We start from the raw sequence: 1696 nt of genomic DNA on the forward strand, positions 1-1696 counted from the left end.
AAGTTTTTTTGTATAAAAAAACAACGACCCCCTAATTTCATGTTAAAATTGAATCTCTTACAAAACAAAAATAACCATGAAAGGATGTCGTTATTGTGGATTCAATTATAACCTATTTACTTATATATAATCAATATTTAATTAACATTATCGGTGAATTACTTTTATTTATTTCACAACATATACCATTAAAGCAAATGATATTTGATGACTCAAATAGTCCTGAATATCAAAAATTTAAAATTGACAAGCTACCTACAATTCTTAAATTTGAAAAAGTAGATTATAAATTACTTTTAGCTTATTACAAACATAAATATAATAAGACCGTAAAACCCGTCCAAAGACGAAATGGTAAGTCTATTCCTGAAAAAATTAAGTGTCCTAAATGTGGTGCACCCCATGAATATATTTATGATAATAATGGTAATAAAGGTCAATATAAATGCAAGATTTGTAATCTTCCATTCAAAGAAACTAATTACGCAACTAAACCAACAGTTTTTATTTGTCCTTATTGTGGTGCTACGCTTACGGAACAAAAGCAACGCAAGCACTTTAAAATACATAAATGTAATAATTCTAAATGTTCATATTACCAAAAGAATCTTAAGAAACTTCCTAAAAATCTTGATTCTGCTGATAAATATAAATACAAACTTCACTACATATATCGTGAATTTAATATTAATTTTTTCAAGATGGATTTATACCCAATATCAAAACATGCTACTGGATTTAGTTTTAAGAAATTTAATCCTCATATAATGGGATTATGCCTTACTTATCACGTTAATTGTAAAATGTCTACGAGACAAACTGCACATGTTTTAAAAGAAGTTCATGGAATAAAAATATCACATAGAACTATTGCTAATTATGCTTTAACAGCAGCTGCTGTTATTAAGCCCTTTGTTGATACATATAACTACAAGCCATCTAAAATACTTTCTGCTGATGAGACTTATATAAAAGTCAAAGGTATTAAGCATTATGTGTGGATTGTAATGGATGCTTGTAAAAAGTCTATCCTAGGTTATCAAGTATCTGATACACGGGCTACTGGTCCTTGTATATTAGCAATGCGTATGGCTTTTGATAAGTTCAAAAAATTCCCCGGAAAAGCTTTGAACTTCGTTGCCGATGGTTATAGTGCTTATCCGTTAGCGAAGCAACAATTTGAATTAGAAGAAAATAAAGAATTTAATCTAACTCAAGTTATTGGACTTACTAATGAAGATCCAGTATCTGAAGAATTCCGTTGGGTTAAGCAAGTAGTAGAGCGTTTAAATCGTACCTTCAAAGCTTCCTATAGAGTTACTTGTGGCTATGGAAGTGACGAAGGTGCTCTTTATGGATTCTCTCTTTGGGTTGCTTATTATAATTTTTTAAGACCTCACCCATATAACTATCATCGTCCTTTAAATGAACTGGATGCTTTAAATATTGCTGATAACATGCCAGCAAAGTGGCAAATTCTTATCAGTCTCGGTCAACAAACCATATTACATATGCAGGAATCTAAAACTTCTTGATAAACTATAAAACTAAATATTGATTTTATTTTTGCCTCCGATACCGAAGGTCTTTTTGTCATATCCAATTTTTAAATTTTAGTTGATATTACAACGTTATTTTTTAATTATTATTAAAAATTAGCCATAGGCTATTTTTTCATACGAAACTTTACACTATC

Annotated in this window: 1 protein-coding gene; it reads left to right on the forward strand. The window is 29.6% G+C overall.

The window, feature by feature from the left end; all coding sequences use genetic code 11:
• Positions 1-95: 95 nt before the first annotated feature.
• A complete protein-coding gene (locus Q0Y03_RS15425) occupies positions 96-1535 on the forward strand; it encodes a DDE-type integrase/transposase/recombinase (RefSeq protein WP_297714669.1) in 1440 nt (479 codons plus the stop codon).
• Positions 1536-1696: the final 161 nt, after the last annotated feature.

Source organism: Clostridium sp. (assembly GCF_026168755.1).
Taxonomy (GTDB): domain Bacteria; phylum Bacillota; class Clostridia; order Clostridiales; family Clostridiaceae; genus Clostridium.